Annotated in this window: 15 protein-coding genes; 8 read left to right on the top strand and 7 right to left on the bottom strand. The window is 71.4% G+C overall.

Annotated features, from left to right (window positions below):
* The 3 genes from hemB (at position 1) to ACIBEA_RS23630 (ending at position 1,923) form a co-directional block, all read left to right on the top strand.
* On the top strand, positions 1-1,002 hold the full coding sequence (gene hemB / locus ACIBEA_RS23620; protein WP_399264012.1) for a porphobilinogen synthase: 1,002 nt from the start codon (positions 1-3) through the stop codon (positions 1,000-1,002).
* Positions 1,003-1,072: 70 nt separating this feature from the next.
* Complete coding sequence (locus tag ACIBEA_RS23625) at positions 1,073-1,600, top strand: hypothetical protein (protein WP_399264014.1); 528 nt, start codon at positions 1,073-1,075, stop codon at positions 1,598-1,600.
* A 50-nt stretch (positions 1,601-1,650) separates the two neighbouring features.
* The gene (locus ACIBEA_RS23630) at positions 1,651-1,923 is read left to right on the top strand and encodes a DUF1876 domain-containing protein (protein WP_399264016.1); all 273 of its coding nucleotides are present in this window, start codon (positions 1,651-1,653) and stop codon (positions 1,921-1,923) included.
* Positions 1,924-1,935: 12 nt separating this feature from the next.
* On the opposite strand, the gene ACIBEA_RS23635 is transcribed toward ACIBEA_RS23630, so the two are convergent.
* Positions 1,936-2,724, bottom strand: coding sequence for a VOC family protein (locus tag ACIBEA_RS23635; protein ID WP_399264391.1), 789 nt, complete (start codon positions 2,722-2,724; stop codon positions 1,936-1,938).
* 139 nt (positions 2,725-2,863) lie between these two features.
* Between ACIBEA_RS23635 and ACIBEA_RS23640 the strand changes: the two genes are divergently transcribed.
* A complete protein-coding gene (locus ACIBEA_RS23640) occupies positions 2,864-3,058 on the top strand; it encodes a FitA-like ribbon-helix-helix domain-containing protein (RefSeq protein WP_399264018.1) in 195 nt (64 codons plus the stop codon).
* Positions 3,059-3,172: 114 nt separating this feature from the next.
* Here ACIBEA_RS23640 and argS read toward each other — a convergent pair whose 3' ends face one another.
* Positions 3,173-4,951 carry an arginine--tRNA ligase gene (gene argS, locus ACIBEA_RS23645; RefSeq protein ID WP_399264020.1) on the bottom strand — a complete coding sequence of 593 codons (1,779 nt, stop codon included), beginning with the start codon at positions 4,949-4,951 and terminating at the stop codon, positions 3,173-3,175.
* A 227-nt stretch (positions 4,952-5,178) separates the two neighbouring features.
* Between argS and lysS the strand changes: the two genes are divergently transcribed.
* On the top strand, positions 5,179-6,942 hold the full coding sequence (gene lysS / locus ACIBEA_RS23650) for a lysine--tRNA ligase (protein WP_399264022.1): 1,764 nt from the start codon (positions 5,179-5,181) through the stop codon (positions 6,940-6,942).
* A gap of 81 nt (positions 6,943-7,023) precedes the next feature.
* On the opposite strand, the gene ACIBEA_RS23655 is transcribed toward lysS, so the two are convergent.
* From ACIBEA_RS23655 to ACIBEA_RS23665, 3 genes are all read right to left on the bottom strand, one after another.
* The gene (locus ACIBEA_RS23655) at positions 7,024-8,436 is read right to left on the bottom strand and encodes a DUF2637 domain-containing protein (protein WP_399264023.1); all 1,413 of its coding nucleotides are present in this window, start codon (positions 8,434-8,436) and stop codon (positions 7,024-7,026) included.
* A 117-nt stretch (positions 8,437-8,553) separates the two neighbouring features.
* Entirely contained in the window at positions 8,554-9,348 is a 795-nt protein-coding gene (locus tag ACIBEA_RS23660) for a DUF3558 family protein (RefSeq protein WP_399264025.1), read from the bottom strand.
* A gap of 200 nt (positions 9,349-9,548) precedes the next feature.
* Positions 9,549-10,472, bottom strand: coding sequence for a DUF3558 domain-containing protein (locus ACIBEA_RS23665; protein ID WP_399264027.1), 924 nt, complete (start codon positions 10,470-10,472; stop codon positions 9,549-9,551).
* Between the two features lie 207 nt (positions 10,473-10,679).
* Between ACIBEA_RS23665 and ACIBEA_RS23670 the strand changes: the two genes are divergently transcribed.
* Positions 10,680-11,873 carry an RtcB family protein gene (locus ACIBEA_RS23670; RefSeq protein WP_399264029.1) on the top strand — a complete coding sequence of 398 codons (1,194 nt, stop codon included), beginning with the start codon at positions 10,680-10,682 and terminating at the stop codon, positions 11,871-11,873.
* A 151-nt stretch (positions 11,874-12,024) separates the two neighbouring features.
* Complete coding sequence (locus tag ACIBEA_RS23675) at positions 12,025-12,777, top strand: polysaccharide deacetylase family protein (RefSeq protein WP_399264031.1); 753 nt, start codon at positions 12,025-12,027, stop codon at positions 12,775-12,777.
* A 35-nt stretch (positions 12,778-12,812) separates the two neighbouring features.
* Here the strand turns inward: ACIBEA_RS23675 and ACIBEA_RS23680 are convergent, their stop codons facing one another.
* Both ACIBEA_RS23680 and ACIBEA_RS23685 read right to left on the bottom strand, forming a co-directional pair.
* Positions 12,813-13,577 carry an SDR family NAD(P)-dependent oxidoreductase gene (locus tag ACIBEA_RS23680; RefSeq protein WP_399264032.1) on the bottom strand — a complete coding sequence of 255 codons (765 nt, stop codon included), beginning with the start codon at positions 13,575-13,577 and terminating at the stop codon, positions 12,813-12,815.
* 70 nt (positions 13,578-13,647) lie between these two features.
* Complete coding sequence (locus tag ACIBEA_RS23685) at positions 13,648-13,983, bottom strand: YnfA family protein (RefSeq protein ID WP_399264034.1); 336 nt, start codon at positions 13,981-13,983, stop codon at positions 13,648-13,650.
* Between the two features lie 101 nt (positions 13,984-14,084).
* Between ACIBEA_RS23685 and ACIBEA_RS23690 the strand changes: the two genes are divergently transcribed.
* Positions 14,085-14,630 carry a hypothetical protein gene (locus ACIBEA_RS23690; RefSeq protein ID WP_399264036.1) on the top strand — a complete coding sequence of 182 codons (546 nt, stop codon included), beginning with the start codon at positions 14,085-14,087 and terminating at the stop codon, positions 14,628-14,630.
* The last annotated feature ends 38 nt before the right edge of the window (positions 14,631-14,668 follow it).

The raw sequence follows: 14,668 nt of genomic DNA on the forward strand, positions 1-14,668 counted from the left end.
ATGAGCGCGTACGGATCCTTCCCCGGCTCGCGGCCCCGCAGGCTGCGCAGCACCCCCGCCATGCGGCGGATGGTCGCGGAGAACCGGCTGCACCCCTCGGACCTGATCCTGCCGGCCTTCGTCCGGGAGGGCATCAGCGAGCCCGTCGCGATCTCCGCGATGCCGGGCGTGGTCCAGCACACCCGGGACACGCTGCGGAAGGCCGCCGCGGAGGCCGTCGAGGCGGGCGTCGCGGGCATCATGCTCTTCGGCGTCCCGGCGGACGAGAAGAAGGACGCGCTCGGGACGGCGGGCACGGAGCCGGACGGCATCCTCCAGCTCGCGATCCGCGACGTGAAGGCCGAGGTCGGCGACGACCTCGTGATCATGTCGGACCTCTGCCTCGACGAGTTCACCGACCACGGTCACTGCGGGGTGCTCGACGCGCAGGGCCGGGTCGACAACGACGCGACGCTGGAGCGGTACGCCGAGATGGCGCAGGTCCAGGCCGACGCGGGCGTCCACGTGGTGGGCCCCAGCGGCATGATGGACGGGCAGGTCGGCGTGGTCCGCGACGCCCTGGACGAGACGGGCCACGAGGACGTCGCGATCCTGGCGTACACGGCGAAGTACACCTCCGCCTTCTACGGTCCCTTCCGCGAGGCCGTCGGCTCCTCGCTCCAGGGCGACCGCAAGACGTACCAGCAGGACCCGGCGAACTCCCGCGAGTCGATGCGCGAGCTGGCGCTCGACCTCGAAGAGGGCGCCGACATGGTCATGGTGAAGCCGGCGGGGCCCTACCTGGACATCCTGTACCGGGTCGCGCAGGCGGTGGACGTGCCGGTGGCGGCGTACCAGATCAGCGGCGAGTTCGCGATGATCGAGGCGGCGGCCGAGAAGGGCTGGATCGAGCGCGACCGGGCCATCCTGGAGACGCTGACCGGCATCAAGCGCGCCGGCGCCGACACGATCCTCACCTACTGGGCGACCGAGGTCGCCGGCTGGCTGCGCGAGGCGCGCTGAGCGGATCCCTGGCGCCCCGGCGCTAGATCTCGCTTTCTCAACGGGCCCGGCGCGGGCCACACTTGGACCCATGACCGGTGACGAGTCCGCCCCCGCGCCGGAGCCCTTCGAGTACCTGGAACGCGTCCAGTGGCAGGCCTTCCGCCGGGCGTGCGCCACCATGCGGCTGCACGACGCCCTCCAGCGCCGAATATGGGCCTTCCAGGCGCCGAAGGTGGAGGCGCTGGGCTGGTTCCCCGACGAGGGCGGGTCGGCGGACCTGACCCGGTACCTGTCGCGGCTGGGCGCCGAATGCGCCGTGTACGTAAGGGAGTCGACCGGGCCGTGGCCGCCGACCCGAGCCCGAACCCGGGGTGGGGGCGGGCGGCTGGTGGTGGCGGCCGCCGTCTGGCCGCGGGCGGGGCTCTCGGGGCTGCGGATAGCCGCCTACGGACGGGACCGCTCCCTGGAGGAGGTCGACACGGACGGCGTGCGGCTGGAGGACACCCACCTCGACGTGCCGTGGCTGCGGGCCTGCCTGCCGGGGCCTGATCAGCCCCCGCTGCGGGTGGTGGAGCGCTGGCGCCGGGCGGCCACGGCCCGCTTCGACTGGCTCTAGCGCGGGGCGGGGCGCAGGCTGGAGGGACAGAGCCTTGGAGGTGGTGCGTCATGTCCACGCTCGCCGGATGGCATGTGGAACTGGAATTCACCGAGGACGGCCACCGCACCAACACGGCGGCGCTGCTCAGGCTGGCCGACGGCTCGGAGGTGAAGGGGCGCGGCTACGCCATGCGACACCCCTCCGACCCGGAACAGCTGAGGGTCGGAGAGGAGATCGCGGGCGCGCGGGCGCTGATGGACATCGCGTCCCAGCTGTTGCAGAAGGCGCACGGCGAGATCGACGCGGCGACCGGCCGGCACTCCTACCCGCTCAACCACTGAGCCGCTGACCGGCTACTGCGGCATCGACGCCGTGATGACCGAGAAGGCGCCGCCCTGGGGGTCGGCGAGGACTGCCATGCGGCCCGCCGCCATGTCGAAGGCGGGGGCGAGGACGCTGCCGCCGGCGCGGACGGCGGCGGCCTGGACCTCGTCCACGTTGTCGACGTGGAAGTACGCCTGCCAGTGCGGGGGGACGCCCGGCGGGAGCGAGGACAGGTCCATCATCCCGCCGACCTCGCGGCCGTCGACCTTGAACTCGACGTACCCGTCGGCCCCCGGCATCTCGGAGACGGCGGTGGTGACGGGCAGGACGGACGAGTAGAACGCCGAGGCGGCCGCGAGGTCGGAGGTGACCAGCTCGTTCCAGATGAGCGCCCCGTGCTCGTTGACGATGCCCGCGCCGTCGAAGGTGCCGGGCTGCCACAGGCCGACGACCGCGCCCGTCGGGTCGGCGATGACCGCCATCCGGCCGAGGTCCATGACGTCCATCGGGCCCATCATGACGGTGCCGCCGCCGTCGCTGACGGACTTGAGGGTGCCGTCGATGTTGTCCGTGGACAGGTACGTCGTCCACACGGTCGGGGGCATCGGGTCGGGGACGGTGCCGTCCGGGTTCGACGCCTTCATGATGCCGGCGACGGGCTTGCCCTTGAGGGTGCAGACGGAGTAGCCGCCGGTCTCGGGCGGGCCGACCTCGCCCTGCCAGCCGAGGAGGTCGCTGTAGAAGTCGAGGGCGGCCTGCTGGTCGGGGACCATCAGGTCGATCCAACACGGGGTGCCGGGCTTGTAGGGGCCGCTCATGTCGGGCACGGATGCCTCCGGGTGGGGACTGCTCGGGGATGGACGGGCGGTCCCCTACCCACCCTGTACCGACCGAACCGGGCCGTACGGGTGAGGGTGCGTGCTGGCCGAATGCTCGCGCGGCCACCATCCTTGTCGCATGGCCACCTTGTACATCCGCGACCTGTCCGACGAGGCGCTCGCCGAGCTGAAGGTACGAGCAGCGCGTAGCCGCCAGTCTCTCCAGGCATATGTCCGGACCTTGCTGGAGGAGGAGGCGGCGACCCCGTCCGTCGAGGACGTCGTCGCGCGGATCCGCTCCCGGGTGTCGGCCGAGCTGAGTTCCGCCGGCTGAGTGCGGCACGCCGAGCCGTGGACGAAGACGGGATCGCGGTTGCGTGTCACGCGGCGTCCCACGAAACGCGACGGCCCCCGGCGCGGGTGCGTCGGGGGCCGTCGGGGTGGTGTGTCAGAGCTTCTCGGGGGTGCGGATGCCCAGGAGGGACATGCCCTTGGCGAGGGTGCTGGCGGTCAGGTCGGCCAGGAAGAGGCGGTTCTCGCCGACGGCGAGCTCCGGCTCGGGCTTGATGACCGGGCACTGCTCGTAGAAGGTGCTGAACAGGGAGGACAGCTGGTAGAGGTACGCGGCCAGCTTGTGCGGGGCGTACTCGGCGGCGGCCTCCTCGATCAGCTCGCCGAAACCGTCCAGGTGCAGGCCCAGCGCGCGCTCGGCCGGGGCCAGCTCCAGCTCCGGGTGGGCCAGCGGGCCGCGCTCGCCCGCCTTGCGCAGGATGGAGCGGATGCGGGCGTACGCGTACTGGAGGTAGACGGAGGTGTCGCCGTTGAGCGAGACCATCTGGTCCAGGTCGAACTTGTAGTCGCGCGCGGCCGAGGTGGACAGGTCCGCGTACTTCACCGCGCCGATGCCGACGTACTGGCCGTTCTCGACGATCTCGGCCTCGGTCAGGCCGACCTTCTCGGCCTTCTCGCGCACCACCGCGGTCGCCCGCTCGACGGCCTCGTCGAGGAGGTCCACCAGCCGGACGGTCTCGCCCTCACGGGTCTTGAACGGCTTGCCGTCCTTGCCGAGGACGGTGCCGAAGGCGAGCTGGACGGCCTTGGTGTCCTCGTTCAGCCAGCCGGCGCGGCGGGCCGTCTCGAAGACCATCTTGAAGTGCAGGGACTGGCGCGCGTCCACGACGTACAGCAGGGTCGACGCCTTGAGGTTGCCCACCCGGTCGCGGATCGCGGACAGGTCGGTCGCCGCGTAGCCGAAGCCGCCGTCGGACTTCTGGACGATCAGCGGGGTCGGGTTGCCGTCCGGGCCCTTGACGTCCTCGAAGAAGACGCACAGCGCGCCGTTGGAGCGGACGGCGACGCCCGACTCCTCCAGCAGGCGGCAGGTCTCCACCAGCATGTCGTTGTAACCGGACTCTCCGACCACGTCGGGGTCCTGGATGTCCATGTCCAGCTTGTTGAAGACGGAGTAGAAGTAGATCTTCGACTCGTCGACGAACCGCTGCCACAGGGCCAGGGTCTCCGGCTCGCCCGCCTGGAGGTCCACGACGCGGGCGCGGGCCCGGGTCTTGAACTCCTCGTCGGAGTCGAAGAGGGCGCGCGAGGCCTTGTAGAGGCGGTTGAGGCTGGACATCGCCTCCTCGCCGGAGATCTCCGCGCCGCCGGCCGCGGCGTCGTGGTCCAGCTCGTGCGGGTGCTCGATCAGGTACTGGATGAGCATGCCGAACTGCGTGCCCCAGTCGCCGATGTGGTGGCGCCGGACCACGCTCTCGCCGGTGAACTCCAGGATCTCGACCATCGCGGCGCCGATCACGGCGGAGCGCAGGTGGCCGACGTGCATCTCCTTGGCCACGTTCGGCTGGGCGTAGTCGATGACCGTGGTGCCCGCGGTCGGCGAGAGCGGCACGCCCAGGCGCGCGTCGGCGGCGCGGGCCGCCAGGGTCTCGACGATCGCGCGGTCGGTGAGGGTGATGTTGAGGAAGCCGGGGCCGGAGACCTCGATCTCCTTGATCAGGTCACCGGTGGGGATGCCCTCGACCACGGTCGTCGCGAGCTCGCGCGGATTGGCCTTGGCCTTCTTCGCGAGCGCCAGGATGCCGTTGGCCTGGAAGTCGGCCCGGTCGCTTCGTCGCAGCAGCGGGTCGCTCGCACCGGCGTCCGGCAGGGCGGAGGCGAGTGCGTCGGCGACGCGCTGGTTGACGGAGGAAGCGAGGGAAGGGACCGAGGCCATGAGCTGCCGTTCCTGTGAGGTCGTGCGCGAGCGTGTTCTTGGGCTTGTTCTTGGGCTTGTTCTTGGGGGTTCCGACAAGGACCGAGTATCCCATGCGGGGGCCCGGCGCTTCCCGGGATATCGGGCGGGACGCCGGGCGTGATGTCAGGGGGCGGGAGCAACCCCGGAGCGTTGTCTTCCGTCTGGGAGAATGGCCGAAGCCGGCATTCGAGATAGAAGGACGTGACGTGGCTCAGAGCGCCCAGAGCAACACCGAGACCGATTGGGTCTCCCGTTTCGCGGACGAGGTCATCGCCGAGGCGGAGCGCCGAGCCCCGGGCACGGCAACATCAGTCGCTACCGCTCCGGTCATCGTCGTCGCGTCCGGACTCTCCCCCTCCGGCCCGATCCACCTGGGCAACCTCCGCGAGGTCATGACCCCGCACCTGGTCGCGGACGAGATCCGCCGCCGGGGCTTCGAGGTCCGCCACCTGATCTCGTGGGACGACTACGACCGGTACCGCAAGGTGCCCAAGGGCATCCCCGGCGTCACCGAGGAGTCCCACGCCCAGCACATCGGCCGCCCGCTGACCGCCGTGCCCGCGCCCGAGGGTTCCGCGTACCCGAACTGGTCCGAGCACTTCAAGGCCGCCATGGTCGAGGCGCTGGCCGAGCTGGGCGTCGAGTACGACCCGATCAGCCAGACCGAGCAGTACACCGCCGGTACCTACCGCGACCAGGTGCTGTTCGCGATGAAGCACCGCGCCGACATCGACGCGATCCTCGACCAGTACCGGACCAAGCAGAAGCCGGGCGGCAAGAAGCCGCAGCAGAAGCAGGTCGACGAGGCAGAGCTGGAGGCCGCCGAGGGCTCGGGCGCCGCCGCCGAGGACGACGGCAGCGCGGACGGTACGGAGTACTTCCCGTACAAGCCGTACTGCGCCGAGTGCGGCAAGGACTTCACCAAGGTCACCGCCTACGACGACGAGAGCACCGAGCTCACCTACGTCTGCACCGAGGACGAGTTCACCGAGACGGTCAAGCTCAGCGAGTTCAACCGCGGCAAGCTGGTCTGGAAGGTCGACTGGCCGATGCGCTGGGCCTTCGAGGGCGTGGTCTTCGAGCCCTCGGGCGTCGACCACTCCTCGCCCGGCTCCTCCTTCCAGGTCGGCGGGCAGATCGTCGGGCTCTTCGGTGGCGAGCAGCCGATCGGCCCGATGTACGCGTTCGTCGGCATCAGCGGCATGGCGAAGATGTCCTCCAGCAAGGGCGGGGTCCCGACCCCGGCCGACGCGCTGAAGATCATGGAGCCGCAGCTGCTGCGCTGGCTGTACGCCCGCCGCAGGCCGAACCAGTCCTTCAAGATCGCCTTCGACCAGGAGATCCAGCGGCTCTACGACGAGTGGGACAAGCTGGAGTCCAAGGTCGCCGACGGCAGCGTGCTGCCCGCCGACGCCGCCTCGCACGCGCGCGCCGTGCGGACCGCCGCCGGTGAGCTGCCGCGCACGCCGCGGCCGCTGCCGTACCGCACGCTCGCCTCGGTCGTGGACATCACGGGCGGGCACGACGAGCAGACGGTCCGGATCCTGAACGACCTCGACCCGGCGAACCCGCTGGGCTCGCTGGACGAGGTGCGCCCGCGTCTGGACCGCGCCGAGAACTGGATCACCACCCAGGTCCCGGCCGACCAGCGCACGCTGGTGCGCGAGGAGCCCGACGCGGAGCTGCTCGGCTCGCTGGACGACGAGGGCCGGGAGTCGCTGCGGCTGCTCCTGGAGGGCCTGGACTCGCACTGGTCGCTCGACGGCCTGACCACGCTCGTCTACGGCGTGCCGAAGGTGATGGCGGGCCTGGAGCCGGACGCCAAGCCGACGCCGGAGCTGAAGGTCGCGCAGCGGACGTTCTTCGCGCTGCTCTACCGACTGCTGGTGACCCGGGAGACCGGTCCGCGCCTGCCCACGCTGCTGCTCGCGGTCGGGGCGGACCGGGTGCGCAAGCTGCTGGCGGTCTGACCGTACGTACGCACACGGAAAGGGCCCGCATCCCCCGATCGACCGGGGGATGCGGGCCCTTTCCGCGTAGCGCGTGCCGGGCTACGCGATGTGCTCGTTCTCCAGGTCGGTCTGGTAGCGCTGCTTCAGCTCGGGCATCAGCCGCTTGAGCGTGGTGGCGCTGCGCGGGTGGACGATGCCGTGGCCGTCCGAGAGGTGTATGTCGAGCTGCTCCGGGCTCGGCCAGTTGCCGTGCTCGTCGACGTAGGTGCGGAAGACCTCGTACGCCGCCTCGGCGAACTTCACCTCGTCGACCGGGCTCTCGTCCTGTGGCGAAGGCGTCGGTGCCGGTGCTGCCGTCGGTGCCGCTGCCTGGGGCTGGGGGGCCGGCTGGGGCTGCGGGGGCTGCTGCGGGTCCGCCGGGTCCTGTGCCTGGGCGTCCGGGCCGGTGGGGGGAAGGACCGGGGTGGGCTCCAGGCCCTCGACGTACTGCGGGTTGTAGCCGCCCTCGTACGCGGCCTGCGGGGCCAGCGGGGCCGCGAACCAGGCGCTGTTGTGGGCCGCGGGCATCGCCGTGGGGTCGACCGCGAAGGCCGGCGGGGCGTGCCCGGGGCCGGGCGCGGGGACAGGGCCGGCGGCGGTGCCGGGGCCTGTGCCTGTGCCGGGGCCGGTGACGGGCAGCCGCGGGCCGGGTACCGCCTGCTGCGCGGCCGTGGGCTGCGGGTGCGCGCCCGGTGCGGTGTGCGCCCGGTGCGCCTCCAGGGCCGCCGGGCCCGCCTCGGGGTCCGCGACCGCGACCGGGACGCTGACCGGGGGCAGCAGCGCGGGCTCGATGCCCGCGGCCGCCAGGCCCTCGGGGACGGTCTGGGACAGCGGGACGCCTATGCGGGCCAGGCGCAGCGGCATGAGGGCCTCGACGGGGGCCTTGCGGCGCCAGGCGCGGCCGTAGCGGGCCTGGAGGCGGGCCTGGTAGATGAGCCGGTCCTGTTCCATGCCGACCGCCTGCTCGTAGGAGCGCAGCTCCCACAGCTTCATCCGGCGCCACAGCTTGAAGGTGGGGATCGGCGAGAGCAGCCAGCGGGTGATCCGCACGCCCTCCATGTGCCGGTCCGCGGTGATGTCGGCGATCCGCCCCACCGCGTGCCGGGCCGCTTCGACGGTCACCACGAACAGGATCGGGATGACGGCGTGCATGCCGACGCCCAGCGGGTCGGGCCAGGCCGCCGCGCCGTTGAACGCGATCGTGGCGGCGGTCAGCAGCCACGCGGTCTGGCGCAGAAGCGGGAAGGGGATGCGGATCCACGTCAGGAGCAGGTCGAGCGCGAGCAGCACGCAGATGCCCATGTCGATGCCGATCGGGAACACCAGCGAGAAGCTGCCGAACCCCTTCTGCAGCGCCAGCGCGCGCACCGCGGCGTAGGAACCGGCGAAGCCGATTCCCGCGATGACGACGGCGCCGGCGACGACGACGCCGATGAGTATCCGGTGCGTACGAGTCAGCTGCATCGCGGCCACCCGCGATCCCCTCCCACTATCGAGCTATGGCAGGCACAGCGTACGGGTGACGCGATGTCCCCTGCTCCGCGCCCCCGTTCGCCCCTTCGCCCAGGTCGGTTCGCCCCTTCGGCCAGGTCAGGAGGAGACGGCCGACGCCGACGAGGACGGGGAGGCCGACTCGGAGGGCGCGTCCGAGGACGCCGGCTTCTCACCGGCGGCGGAGACCGCGTTCACGGCTTCGCGGATCGCGGCGACCGCGCTCTCCAGCAGCTTCGCCTGGTCGGGGGCGGCGGCGCCCTCGTAGGCGGCGCCGTTGTAGTCGAGGGAGACGACGACGTTCTGCGTGCGCACGATGACCGTGGTGTTGAAGAAGTCGGCGCCGTCCTTCTTGGTGGCGTAGGTGACCGAGGTGCCCTGGTCGCCGACGCCTCCCACCTGGTCGTTCTTCACGTTCTGGGCGCCTTCGACGGCCTTCGCGGTCTGGAGCTGCTTGTTGTACTGCTCCTCGGCGCGCTTGTTGCCGCTGCCCAGGGACTCGTGCGAGTCGTAGCGGACCAGGGAGACCGCGAGCCAGCGGTAGTCCGAGCCCTTGAGGCCGTTCTCGTCCAGGCCGTTCCAGGAGCAGCTGGCGCGGCTGGTCAGGTCGTTCGACTTGGTGGCGTTGCCGTTCTTGTCCTTGGCCTTCGGGACGAGGGCCTCGATGGTCTTGCTCTGGATCGTCTTGCACGGGTCGGGCAGCGTGGCGAAGGCGGCCTTCTCGGGGGCGGACGACGGCTTCGTGCTCGGCGACTTGGACGAAGCGGACGAGTCGGACTTCTTGCCCGTGTCTGCGCTCTTGCCCGAGTCGGACGAGCAGCCGGAGACGGCGAGGATCACCGGGACGGCTGCGCAGGCGATGACGCGGGTGAGGCGCGAGGCTGATCGGTGCATGATTCCTTCGTACGTTTGTGTGTCTATGGGCGCGGGGAACCGGGCAACGGTAGCCCGATCGGGGTGCGCCCTGCTGTGCCCGCGGTCACGCCGGGCTCCGGCGCGTGCGTCCCGGAGGTCTCCGGGAGCCCACCGGTCAGTCGCTGGTCAGCCGCCGATCGGCGGCTGACCAGGCACGCAGCCCTTCACCGGGTGGTGGGTCAGTCGTTGAATCGGTCGACCAGTGCCTCGGCCAACTGGTGCGCTTCGTCCTGCGTTTCCGCGCTGGAGGGGACCCCGCCGGGCAGTGCGGGCTGCACGCTGTACTCGACGGTGACGATGACGTTCGCGGTGCGGAAGACGATGCGCACGGTCCGCGACTGGGCCGCGGACCCCGCCGCGCTGAGCCGGTCCTCGACGAAGGCGGCGTCCCCGAGGCTGTCCAGGACGCGGGAGCCGAGCTCGGGCGGAGTGGGCGTGGTGGAGGGCGCGGGCGTGCCGGCGGGCGAACCGGCGGGGGCGCCGGCGGGCGGGGCCGAGGCTGCGGTGGACGGCGCGGTGGAGGGCGCGGTGGACGGTGCGGTGGACGGTGCGGTGGACGGCACCGCCGCGGCGCCGGGGTCCGGGCCGGGGGCGGGTGTCGTGCCCGGGGCGGGGCTGGTGGTCGCGCCGGGGGTCGGGTTGGTCGACGGTACGGGGGCCGGCAGGTGGGCGTCGGTCAGGCGGCGCTCGTACACCTGCTTCGCCTTGTCGTCGTCGCTGCTGGCGGCGCGGTCGTAGGAGACCACCCGCTCGAAGCCGACCGACAGCAGCCGGGTCTCCTCGGGGGTCTGCGCCTTCCAGCGGCAGCCCACGCGCCGGTCGCCGTCGTACGAGGTGTCCGCGCTCCCGGCGTAGAGCTGGTCGCGCTGCTCCGAGGTGAGCGTGGCGGCGGCCGGGAGCATGGCCTTCAGCCGCTTCGCGTCGACCGCCTTGCAGGGCGAGGGCAGGCTGCGGTACTTCCCGGGCGGCGCGGCGTCGGGCGTGGCGCCGCCCGCTTTGGAGTCGCTGGTGTCCCCGGCTCCGGCGCCGCCGGAGCACCCGGCCATCAGCGCGGTGAGCATCAGGATGCCCGGAAGGACTTGCCGTACCGCGTTGCGCTGCACGTCGTCTGGCTCCGTTCGACAGGCTTTCGACAGGCTCTGGGTGGGCCTTGGGTCAGGAAATTGCGTTGCCGCTGCTGGGCCGCGCGTGGACACAATGTCTATCGCACACGCTGGTGCTGACGCCGGTCCCATGTCGTCTTTGGGCCCTGTTGCGAGGCTTTTTGCGTATTGAGACTTTTCAGTAATTAACGGGGTGTTGGGGACGTTATGTCGTATGTAGAGGTACCCGGGGCGAAGGTCCCGATCCGGATGTGGACCGATCCGTCCACGGTCGAGGACAGTGCGATGCGGCAGCTGCACAACGTCGCGACCCTGCCCTGGATCAAGGGCCTGGCCGTCATGCCGGACGTGCACTACGGCAAGGGCGCCACCGTCGGCTCGGTGATCGCCATGAAGGACGCGGTCTGCCCGGCCGCGGTGGGCGTGGACATCGGCTGTGGCATGTCGGCGGTCCGCACCTCGCTGACGGCCAACGACCTACCCGGTGACCTGTCACGGCTGCGGTCGAAGATCGAGCAGGCGATCCCGGTCGGGGCGGGCCTGCACAAGGAGGCGGTGGATCCGGCGCGGCTGTACGGCTTCGCGGCCGACGGCTTCGACGACCTCTGGTCGCGCTTCGACTACATCGCGGACGCGGTCAAGTTCCGGCGCGAGCGCGCCGCGAAGCAGATCGGCACGCTGGGCGGTGGCAACCACTTCATCGAGTTCTGCCTCGACGAGACGGGCGCGGTCTGGCTGATGCTGCACTCCGGTTCCCGGAACATCGGCAACGAGCTGGCCGAACACCACATCGGCGTGGCCCGCGGGCTCGCGCACAACCAGGACCTGGTGGACCGCGACCTCGCGGTGTTCCTGGCGGCGACCCCGCAGATGCAGGACTACCGCAACGACCTCTTCTGGGCGCAGGAGTACGCGAAGTACAACCGCGCCGTGATGATGAGCCTGTTCAAGGAGGTCGTCCGCAAGGAGTTCCGCAAGGCGAAGGTCTCCTTCGACCACGAGATCAGCTGTCACCACAACTACGTGTCCGAAGAGCGTTACGACGGCATGGACCTGCTGGTCACGCGGAAGGGCGCGATCCGCGCGGGCAGCGGCGACTTCGGGATCATCCCGGGTTCGATGGGCACCGGCTCGTACATCGTGAAGGGCCTCGGCAACGCGAAGTCCTTCAACTCGGCCTCGCACGGCGCGGGCCGGAAGATGAGCCGGACCGCGGCGAAGAAGAAGTTCTCGGCGCGCGACCTGGCGGACCAGACCAAGGGCGTGGAGTGCCGCAAGGACTCCGGGGTCGTGGACGAGATCCCGGGCGCCTACAAGTCGATCGAGCAGGTCATCGACCAGCAGACCGATCTCGTCGCGGTCGTGGCCAAGCTCAAGCAGGTCATCTGCGTCAAGGGCTGATCGCGGCCCGTACGAAATGCTCGGGGGAGTGGAGGGGCCCGGACCGGTCAAACGGTCCGGGTCCCTCCGTATGTGCGGGTCGATCGGGGCCAACTGTTGGTGGTCGCATGGGGGTTGACGGTCAGAGTTGGTCTAGACCAAGGTGTGCGCCATGTGGAGATCTCGCGTGGTTCTCGGTGTGTTCGCTTCGCTGTCGCTCACCTTCGGGGTGGCCGGATCCGCCGTGGCGGGGGCGGGGGATCCGGCTGCTTCCGCTGCTGGTTCCGCTGCTGCTTCCGCGTCCGCGTCCGCGTCCGCTTCCGAGGTCGTGCGCGTGGGGCTGCCGCCCGTCGTCTCGCACGTACCGACCACCGACAAGGTCGTCTTCATCACCATCGACGACGGCTGGAACCACGACCCCGCCGCCGCGCGGACGCTGATCGACAAGCGGGTGCCTGTGTCCCTGTTCCTGTTGCCGGGGGCGACGTCCTACGACACCGGCTACTTCACGGACCTCATCGAGCAGGGCCGGGCCACCGTGGAGAACCACACCGTCAACCACCCGGACCTGACCACGCTCGACGCGGCCGGGAAGGACGCGGAGGTGTGCGGGGGGCGGGAGCAGCTGAGGGGGACCTTCGGACGGGCGCCGCAGCTGCTGCGACCGCCGTACGGGGCCGTCAACGACGACGTGCGGCTCGCGGCGAAGGCGTGCGGGGCGAAGGCGCTGATCACCTGGACCTACGACTTCACCACCTGGAGCCAGACCCCGCCGACCCCGCGGCTACAGGCGGGGGACATCGTGCTGCTGCACTTCACGCCCACGCTGGAGGCCGACCTGGAGCGGGCGCTGGGCGCGGCGAAGGCCGCAGGGCTGAAGCCTGCGGCCCTCCTGCCCCAGCTCAAGGCGGCCGGGCTGGCGTAGCCCCGGCGTCCGGGACCGGGGTCACGCGGCGGGTGTCACAGGTCGCGGTGGACCTTCGTGTTCGAGGCCTGGGCGCGCGGGCGGACCACCAGCAGGTCGATGTTGACGTGGCTGGGGCGGGTCACCGCCCAGGTGATGGTGTCGGCCACGTCGTCGGCGGACAGCGGGTCGGCGACGCCCGCGTACACCTTGGCCGCCTTGTCCGCGTCACCGCGGAAGCGGGTCGTGGCGAACTCCTCCGTCTTGACCATGCCCGGCGCGATCTCGATCACGCGGACCGGCTGGCCGACGATCTCCAGGCGGAGGGTCTCGGCCAGGATGCGGGCGCCGTTCTTCGCGGCGACGTAGCCTGCGCCGCCCTCGTACGTCGAGTGCCCGGCGGTCGAGGACAGGACCACGACGGTGCCGTCGCCGGAAGCGGTCAGGGCCGGGAGCAGGGCCTGGGTGACATTGAGCGTGCCGATGACGTTGACCTCGTACATCGTGCGCCAGTCGGCCGGGTCGCCGGTGGCGACCGGCTCCGCGCCGATGGCCCCGCCCGCGTTGTTGACCAGCACGTCGACGGAGGGGAACTGCTCCAGGAACGCGGCGAAGGCGTCGACGGCGGCGCGGTCCGTCACGTCCAGGGCGTGGGCGGTGGCGAGCCGGCCGGCCGCGGTGATCTCGGCGGCGAGCTGCTCGATGCGGTCCTTGCGGCGGGCGGTCAGCACGACGTGGTAGCCCGCGCCGGCGAGCTGCCGAGCGGTGGCCGCGCCGATTCCGCTGCTCGCCCCGGTGACGACTGCGATGCGGGGGGTCATGGGAGCGCTCCTCGTTCGGGTGATCGATACCCGGCCAGCATAGGCATGCGGACGGGACCCCGGGGGGCGCTCAGCGGCCGCGCGGGGCGTACATGATCAGGGCCATCCCGGCCAGGCAGACCAGGGCTCCGGCGATGTCCCAGCGGTCGGGGCGGTAGCCGTCGGCGACCACGCCCCAGGCGATGGATCCGGCCACGAAGACCCCGCCGTACGCGGCCAGTACCCGGGCGAAGTCGCCCTCGGGCTGGAGCGTGGCCACGAAGCCGTAGAGGCCGAGGGCGATGACCCCGGCGCCGATCCAGACCCAGCCCTTGTGGTCGCGCACGCCCTGCCAGACGAGCCAGGCGCCACCGATCTCCAGGACGGCGGCGAGGGCGAACAGGGACGCGGAGCGGACGATCAGCATGGGGGCAACCTTGGCACGCGCCCATCGCAGATGGCGGTGGGCGCGCCCTCGTTCGTGTGATGGTCCGACCGGCGGGGGGTGGGGGTCGTTAGCCTCCGCGCGTGGAGGTGGTGACGGTGGCGGTGTGCCGTGGCGTCGTACGAATCGTGGTGGCCCTCGGGCTGGTCCTGGCCGGGGCCGCGGCCCAGACCGGAGCCGCGCAGGCCGGGGTGGCACCGGCTGCTGGGGCGGGGGCCGAGCGGGCCGCTGCCGCTGTGCGGGTGCCCGAGGCCGACGTGTCCTACCGCGGGCGGGTGAAGCTGTCCGCGGGGCGGCTCGCCGTCTGGGTGGTCCCGGAGAACCAGGGGCCCGCCCCGCTCGCGAACACCACCCTGCGGCTGCGGTTCTCCGCGGCCCTCGCCGACGGCCAGGAGCTGGCGGAGGGCTGCGCCCGGGTCGGGCAGCGCGAGGTGATGTGCGAGACGGGGGCCCTGCCCGCGCACGGGCCTGGCCGCCACATCGGGCTGCGGCTGTGGCTGAAGGAGCGGCCGTCGGAAGTGGTGGTGCGCGTGGACACCTGGTGGAACGGCGGCGCGAACGACCGCAACCACGCCAACGACGAGCACACGGTGCTCGCCCTCGACACCGGCGACTCCTACTCCTTCTGAGGCCGCCGCTCCTTCTGGGGCCGCTTGCTCCTTCCGGG

The organism is Streptomyces sp. NPDC051555 (assembly GCF_044454405.1).
In the GTDB taxonomy this organism is placed as follows: Bacteria; Actinomycetota; Actinomycetes; order Streptomycetales; family Streptomycetaceae; genus Streptomyces.